This window comes from Mycobacterium sp. 1165196.3 (genome assembly GCF_001673415.1).
Taxonomy (GTDB): Bacteria; Actinomycetota; Actinomycetes; order Mycobacteriales; family Mycobacteriaceae; genus Mycobacterium; species Mycobacterium europaeum_A.
Genome location: NZ_LZLU01000033.1, coordinates 22,784 through 29,778, shown reverse-complemented (window position 1 = coordinate 29,778; position 6,995 = coordinate 22,784). Strand labels below are relative to the sequence as shown.

The 6,995-nt window shown below is 68.8% G+C and carries 8 protein-coding genes and 2 pseudogenes; 5 read left to right on the top strand and 5 right to left on the bottom strand.

Going from position 1 to position 6,995, the window contains the following annotated elements:
• Positions 1 to 155: pseudogene (locus A5659_RS27585) on the top strand (DUF222 domain-containing protein); the annotation flags it as partial.
• A gap of 55 nt (positions 156 to 210) precedes the next feature.
• On the opposite strand, the pseudogene A5659_RS28920 reads toward A5659_RS27585, so the two are convergent.
• From A5659_RS28920 to A5659_RS03690, 4 genes and pseudogenes are all read right to left on the bottom strand, one after another.
• Positions 211 to 288: pseudogene (locus A5659_RS28920) on the bottom strand (hypothetical protein); the annotation flags it as partial.
• Positions 289 to 578: 290 nt separating this feature from the next.
• Positions 579 to 815 (bottom strand): hypothetical protein, encoded by a 237-nt coding sequence (locus A5659_RS03700; protein WP_066867890.1) that lies wholly within the window; start codon positions 813 to 815, stop codon positions 579 to 581.
• A 51-nt stretch (positions 816 to 866) separates the two neighbouring features.
• Positions 867 to 1,487, bottom strand: coding sequence for a TetR/AcrR family transcriptional regulator (locus A5659_RS03695; protein WP_066867971.1), 621 nt, complete (start codon positions 1,485 to 1,487; stop codon positions 867 to 869).
• Positions 1,488 to 1,495: 8 nt separating this feature from the next.
• Positions 1,496 to 2,266, bottom strand: a complete 771-nt coding sequence (locus A5659_RS03690; RefSeq protein ID WP_066867892.1) for an SDR family NAD(P)-dependent oxidoreductase — start codon at positions 2,264 to 2,266, stop codon at positions 1,496 to 1,498.
• A gap of 64 nt (positions 2,267 to 2,330) precedes the next feature.
• Here A5659_RS03690 and A5659_RS03685 point away from each other — a divergent pair, with 64 nt between their 5' ends.
• The 4 genes from A5659_RS03685 to A5659_RS03670 are packed head-to-tail and all read left to right on the top strand — an operon-like array spanning position 2,331 to position 6,517.
• Entirely contained in the window at positions 2,331 to 3,575 is a 1,245-nt protein-coding gene (locus A5659_RS03685; RefSeq protein WP_067024129.1) for an alkyl sulfatase dimerization domain-containing protein, read from the top strand.
• Positions 3,572 to 4,321 (top strand): SDR family NAD(P)-dependent oxidoreductase, encoded by a 750-nt coding sequence (locus tag A5659_RS03680; protein ID WP_067179349.1) that lies wholly within the window; start codon positions 3,572 to 3,574, stop codon positions 4,319 to 4,321. Before A5659_RS03685 ends, A5659_RS03680 begins: the two co-directional genes overlap by 4 nt.
• Before the next feature lie 4 nt (positions 4,322 to 4,325).
• Positions 4,326 to 5,510, top strand: coding sequence for a sulfotransferase (locus tag A5659_RS03675; RefSeq protein WP_067179347.1), 1,185 nt, complete (start codon positions 4,326 to 4,328; stop codon positions 5,508 to 5,510).
• Entirely contained in the window at positions 5,507 to 6,517 is a 1,011-nt protein-coding gene (locus A5659_RS03670) for a zinc-binding dehydrogenase (RefSeq protein WP_067179345.1), read from the top strand. The genes A5659_RS03675 and A5659_RS03670 overlap by 4 nt, the downstream gene beginning before the upstream one ends.
• Here the strand turns inward: A5659_RS03670 and A5659_RS03665 are convergent.
• Positions 6,504 to 6,989 (bottom strand): YbaK/EbsC family protein, encoded by a 486-nt coding sequence (locus A5659_RS03665; RefSeq protein WP_067179343.1) that lies wholly within the window; start codon positions 6,987 to 6,989, stop codon positions 6,504 to 6,506. The genes A5659_RS03670 and A5659_RS03665 overlap by 14 nt on opposite strands.
• Positions 6,990 to 6,995: the final 6 nt, after the last annotated feature.

Here is a 6,995-nt window from a genome sequence, read left to right as displayed (position 1 = left end):
GGATCGCGGAGGCGACGCTGATCAGCCGCGGCGCAGCCGCCCGCCGCCTCAACGAGGCACGCGACCTGGGCCCGCGCCACGGCCTGACCGGCGAACCGCTGGGCCCGATGCTGCCCGCCACCGCCGCCGGACAACGCGACGGCACCCTGGGCGCGGGCCCAGGTCGCGTGCCTCGTTGAGGCGGCGGGCGGCTTCGGCGCGGCTGATCAGCGTCGCCTCGGCGATGGCCTGGACTGCTGTGCCGCCGAGTTCGACCGAAGGTGCTTGGCGGGCCAGGGCATTGATCACGGGGTGCTCGACGGCCGGGATGCGCCGGCGCTGCTTTTCGCAGCGCGCCAACACCGCCAACTGTTGGCGCGGCTTCAGCGCGTCGACGTTCAGCGCGCAGACCTGATCCCAGGCGGCATCGAGCGCGTCGAACGCCGCCTCGACATCCTGCTCATCACTCACACCGCCAAACTAGCGAGGACCACCGACAAAAATCGGCGCCCAGAGACTACTGAAACCACAGTGGCACAAGTGATTTCGATATGCGTTTCCAGTATCCGAAATCGATGGACTCGACCGACGGCACCGAATCAGTTGCTGAGCACCAACTTCCAGTTGCCGTTGACGTTACGGTCCGGAATGCACCAGAAGTTGTTCCAGCTGCCCGGGGTCGTGGCCTTCACGCCCGGGCCGGCGTCCTGACACGCCTCCCGCGTGGGGTAGTTGCCCTCGGTCTGGATCGTGTCGGCGCCGCTGACGCCCACACCGATCGTCAGCAGCCCGGCCATCGCCAGCAGAGTCGCGGCGGCTAAACGCTTGATGTCCATCGGGCAACGGTATGCGGAATCGACGGGCCGGGGAGTGGTTTTCGCCGGAACTCAACTTCGCTGGGCCGCGAGCGCCACCGCGGTGGCCACGGCCTCCAGCAGCCGGCCGAGTTGCTCGGCGTCCCCGACGTTGCGGTCGCCGGCGGCCAGCCGGGTGAAGACACCGGCGATGAACGTGGTGACGGCGGTGGTCTGCGCGTCGAGCAGCGCCGGGTCGCGGGTGTCGGGCTGCAGGTGCGCGATGGCGTCGTGGGCCATGGCGTTGATCCGCGCGACGAACACCTGCGACGTCTCGGCCAGACCGGGATCGCGGGCGGCCCCGAGCAGCAGTTCGTGGCGCGCCCTGTTGAGCATCAACCCGTCCCCGCTGGCCTGAATCATGGTGAGCCGCGCCAAATGAGCGAACGGCGACAGCGGATCGACCGGCTCGTCGATCACCGACTGCAGGTTCGCCACATCGATCTCCGCGACGCGCTTGCCGACGCCGCGCAGCAGGGCGGCGCGGGTGCGGTAGTAGTACGACGTGGTGCCCTCGGGGACGCCGGCGACGCGGTCCACCTGACCGTGCGTCAGCCCGCGCGAGCCGTGCTCGGCCAGCACCCGGATGGCGGCATCGCACAGGTCGCGACGGCGTGCGTCGCCGTTGCGTCTGCGCGATCTGTCGGTGGCCATCTCCATCCTCAGCGCAGCACCGTGCCGCCGTCGATGTTGACGACCTGACCGTTGATCCATTCACCCTCGTCGGACAGCAGGAACGCGACCAGCGCGGCGACGTCGCCCGGCTCGCCGACGCGGGGGCCGCGGATGCGCTTGAGTGCGGCGGCCTGTAGGTCCGGCCATTGCGGCACCGCACGGATGGTCTCGGTTGCGGTGAACCCGGGCGCGACCGCGTTGCACCGGATGTTGTCCTTGCCCCACCGCGAGGCGACGTGGCGGGTGAGCGCGCCGATCCCGGCCTTGGCGGTGGCGTAGGCCGGGCGTGCGGGCTCGCCCTGGAACGCCGCCGCCGAGGACATGTTGACGATCGCCCCGCCGCCGCGCTTGAGCATTTCCGGGATCGCGCATTTCATGGCCGCCACATATCCGCGCAGGTTCACCGCCATCACCCGGTCCCACACGGCGAAGTCGATGTCGACGACGTCGGTGTCGGCGCGGATGGTGCCCATGTCGGCGCCGACGTTGAACAGCAGATCCACTCCGCCGTAAGTCGTTGCCGCGGAATCGATCAGGCCGGCGACCGACGCCGGGTCGGCCAGGTCGAACGCCACGGGGGTCGCCGTCCCGCCGGCGGCGGCGATGCGCGCGGCCGTGCGCTGCGCGGCGTCGACGGCGACGTCACCGATCACCACCCGACAGCCCTCCTCGCCCAGCCGGGCGGCCGTGGCCGCACCGAGGCCGGTGGCGCCGCCGACGACGACGGCCACCTTGTCGGCCAGCCCGCGCAGTGTCATGAGCGCCTCCTTCCCGAGACGAGGTTATTGACTTTACCTCTAGAACTGTAGAGGATCGCCAGTCATGGCAGGGATTCATCGCGAGCGCCCCGGGGCGAGCGACCTTTCGGCGGCGACGGACACTCCCGCGCAGGCCCTGGGCGACGGCGTCTGGATGTCGCCGGGCGTCTCCAATTCGTATGCGGTGGCCACCGGCGACGGACGGGTCATCGTCAACGGCGGGTTGGTCTTCGAAGGACCGTTGCATCGCAAGGCCTTTGCCGACGTGGCCGGCCCGACCCGGGCGATCGTCGTCACCCAGGGCCACGCCGACCACTGGGGCGGGGTGCACACGCTGCGCGACGCGGACACCCAAGTGGTGATGCATCGCAACTACCGGTACTGGCGCGACGACAACACGCTGCTGATGGGTTACCGCATGCCCAAGACGTCGTTCGCCTTCGGAAAGTTCTCCGACGCGATGCTCGAGCACTTCAAGACCATCGACCCCGCCACCATCGACTTCTCGTTTCCGGAGCCGACCACGACCTTCGACCAGCGCCACACCCTCACGGTCGGCGGGCGCACGTTCGAACTGGCGTGGACGCCCGGCGGCGAGACCACCGACGCGCTGGTGGTGTGGCTGCCCGAGGATCGAATCCTGTTCACCGGCAACCTGTTCGGGCCGCTGTTCGGTCATGTGCCGAACCTGATGACCATCCGCGGCGACCGGTACCGCGACCCGATCCTCTACATCGAATCGCTGAACACCGTGCTGGACTACGGGCCGCGGCGGCTGATCACCGGCCACTTCGACCCCATCGAGGGCGCCGATCGCATCGCCGAGGAGGTCACCGCGATGCGGGACGGGATGCAGGCCGTGCACGACCGCACCGCCGAGCTGATGAACTCCGGCGCGGACATTCACACCGCGATGCGCGAGGTCAAGGTCCCCGAGCACCTCGACATCGGCGAAGGCTACGGCAAGACGTCTTGGAACGTGCGGGCGATCTGGGAGATGTACACCGGATGGTTCCGGCACCGCTCGACCACCGAACTATACGGCGTGCCAGCGGATTCGGTGGCCGCCGACGTGGTCAGCGCCGCCGGCGCCGACGTGCTCGTGGACGCGGCGCGGGCTCACCTGACCGCCGGACGGCCGGTGCAGGCCATCCACCTCACCGACCTGATCCTGGCCGCCCAGCCGCTGCATGCCGGTGCGCGGGCGGCTGCCGCCGACGCCCACGAGGCGCTGCTGGCCGATACCGGCAACTTCTGGGAAAAGGCCTGGCTCACCAAGTCGATCAACGAATTGAGGACGACCGAATGAACACCGTCAACTTCGATTTCACCGGCGCCCACGTGCTGGTGACCGGCGGCACCAGCGGCATCGGCAACGCGATCGCCGCAGCGTTCGCCGGTGCCGGGGCCGCCGTCACGGTGACCGGCACGCGTGGGTCGGCCGCGGACTATCCCGAGACGGAGCTGAGCGCGTTCACCTACCGCCAGTGCCAGATCCGGGACCCGGAATCCGTTGACGCCCTGGCTGATTCGCTGGGCGACCTGGACATCCTGGTCAACAACGCGGGCGGCCCCTATCCCGCGGGCGACGAGTACGACCCGGACGGCTACGTCGCGTCGGTGACGCAGAACATGCTGGGCCCGATGCGGCTGACCATGCGCTGTCATGAGCGCCTCAAGTCCAGCCAGGCCCCCGGCGGCGCGAGCGTCGTCAGCGTCGTGTCGATGTCCGCGTTCCGCTCGGCGGTCTTCGTCCCGGGCTACGCCTCGTCGAAGATGGGCCTGATCGCCTTGACGATGAACCTGTCGCGCCGGTGGGCGAATGACGGCATCCGGGTCAACGCCATCGCGCCCGGGCTCATCGACACCCGAATGACCCACCCCGCCATGGGAATTCCCGAGGTGATGGACGTCGAGATCGGCTTCCACACCCCGCTGGGCAGGCCCGGCACACCCCAGGACTGCGCGGGTGCGGCGCTGTTCCTGTGTACCGATGCCGCCTCGTACATCACCGGCAGCACCATCGCCGTCGACGGCGGATACCTGACGGTCTAGGGCCATGAGCGACTACGACAACCTCGCGACCCCCGACGGCGTTTTCAAACTGGCGGCGGGTCGCACCGGCCTCACCGAAATCGACTCCGACTCATGGCGTGCGGGACTGCAGCTCATCCTCGACGAGGTCAACACCTCACCGGCCTTCACCCCGTTCGGGCGCGAGCGGGTCCTCGACGACGCCACCAACGCGCTGGCGCGGCGCATGCAGGTGCACGGCTACATCCAGGCCCACCCCGAAGTGCTGGACGCGCCAGTCGAGCGGCCCCTGATCGTGCTGGGCATGCCCCGCACCGGTACCACGGTTATCAGCTACCTGCTCGACCAGGACCCGGCCCGGCGATCCCTGTTGCACTGGCAGTGCGTGGATCCCATTCCGCCCGCCGGCACCGACACGCTGCGCACCGATCCGCGTTGCCTGGCGCTACTGGAGGAGCAGCGCAAGATCCTCGAGATGGTGGCGCAGGCGAAAATGCCGCTGCCGCACTGGGAAGACGCCGACGGTCCCACCGAGGACATGTTCATCCACAACCAGGATTTCAAGGGTTTGTCCTGGGACTCGTTCCTGCCGACGGGCCGCTACGCACGCTGGCTGTTCGACGAGGCGGACATGAGCAGCACCTACGAATACCAGAAGCGCTACCTGCAGGTGCTGCAGTCCACCGCGCCGGGCAACTGGAGCCTGAAGATGCCGTCGCACTCCGTGCACATCGAGGCGCTGCTGAAGGTGTTTCCCGACGCCCGGCTGATCTGGGCGCACCGCGATCCGTACAAGGCGACCGGGTCGCTGTGCAACCTGTGGCGGCTGCCCCAGAGCCTGGTGATGAACACCGAGCTGTTGGACCAGACCGAGATGGGCCGGCTCGCGATGTGGCAGATGCGCTACCACGTCGACCGCCCGCTGCGGGCACGCGACCGCATCGGCGACGAGCGCTTCTTCCACATGTACTACCACGAGATGATGCGCGACCCGATGGACGTCATGCGGCGCATTTACGAGTGGGCGGATGAACCCCTGACCGCCGAATCCGAAGCGCGCATGTGCAGTTGGCTCACCGCGCACCCGCAGGATCGGTTCGCGCTCAACGCCTATCGCCTCGACGAATACGGGCTGAGCGTCGAAGCGCTGGCGCCGGTATTCGCCGAATATCTCGACACCTTCGACATCGAACTGGAAGGCACGCCGTGAAGGCATCCGTTGTCACCGGACCGGGCAAAGCGGAGGTAGTGGACACCGAACGCCCCGCCGTCGGGCCGCGCGACGTCCTGGTGCGGATGCGCGCCTGCGGCATCTGCGGTTCGGACGCGTTCTACATCACCATCGGTGGTATCCCACCGCGCCAGGGGCACACCCCGCTCGGCCACGAGCCCGCCGGGGAGGTCGTCGAGGTCGGCGCGCAGGTGAGCGGGCTTTGCGTCGGCGACCACGTCGTCATCAACCCGATGGCCGCGCCCAGCGGCATCATCGGCAACGGCGGGGCCAGCGGGGCACTCGCCGACTACCTGTTGATCGAAAACGCGGTTCGCGGAACGAGTCTCGAGGTGATCCCGGATCACATCCCGTGGGAGGTGGCCGCGCTCAACGAACCCATGGCCGTCGCGCGCCACGGCGCCAACCGCTGCCGGCCCAAACCGACGGACAAGGTCGTCGTGTTCGGGGCCGGGCCCATCGGGCTGGGCGCCGTGCTTGCCTTCAAATCCCTTGGCGTCTACCACGTCGTCGTTGTGGACCTGATCCCCGGGCGGCTGGACAAGGCGCTGCGGATCGGCGCCGACGCCGTCATCAACTCGGCCGACGAGGACGTGGTGGCGCGCCTGATCGAACTGCACGGCGAGGGCGAATCGATGTTTCCAGGCAAGGCCGGGACCGACATCTACCTCGACGCCGCCGGTGTGCCCGCCGTCGTCAACACCGCGCTGGCCGCCGCACAGCGGGGCGCGACGCTGGGAATCGTTGGCGTGCATAAGGAACCGGTACCCGTCGAGTTCGTCAACGTGATGAGCAACGAGATCACCATCCTCGGCTCCATGGGCTACCCCGACGAGATCTTCGAGGTGACCAAGGATCTCGTCGCGAACTGGGAGAAATACGCGCTGATCGTCAGCCACACCATCCCGTTCGACAACGTCGGCGAGGCGCTCGAACTGGCGCACACCCCGGGGGCCGCGGACAAGGTGGTCGTCACGTTCGGCTGATGTCGGCGGTGACCGCGCCGGTGAGGCGGATCAGGTCCTGCGGCGCCACCGCGACCTCCCAGCCCCGACGGCCGGCACTGCAGAACACCCGCTCCCAGCGCAGCGCGCTGGAGTCCACGACCGTCGGCAGCCGCCGGCGCTGGCCGAACGGCGAGACCGCACCGACGACGTAACCGGTGCTCCGCTCGGCGACCGCAGCCTCGGCCATGGCCGCCTTGGCGACCCCCAGCGCCGCGGCGGCCGCCTTCAGCGACAGGCGCGCGGTCGCGGGCACGATCGCGACCGCCAATCCGTTCGGCACCGTGATGACGAGGGTCTTGTAGATCTGTCCCGGTTCGATGCCGGCCGCCGCGGTGAGCGCTTCGACCGCCTCGGCGCCGAACGACTGCGCCCGCGGATCGTGATCGAAGGTCAGAACCTGGTGCGCCACACCGGCTTTCACCAAAGCGGCGATGCCCGGTGTGGCGGCCACCGTAAT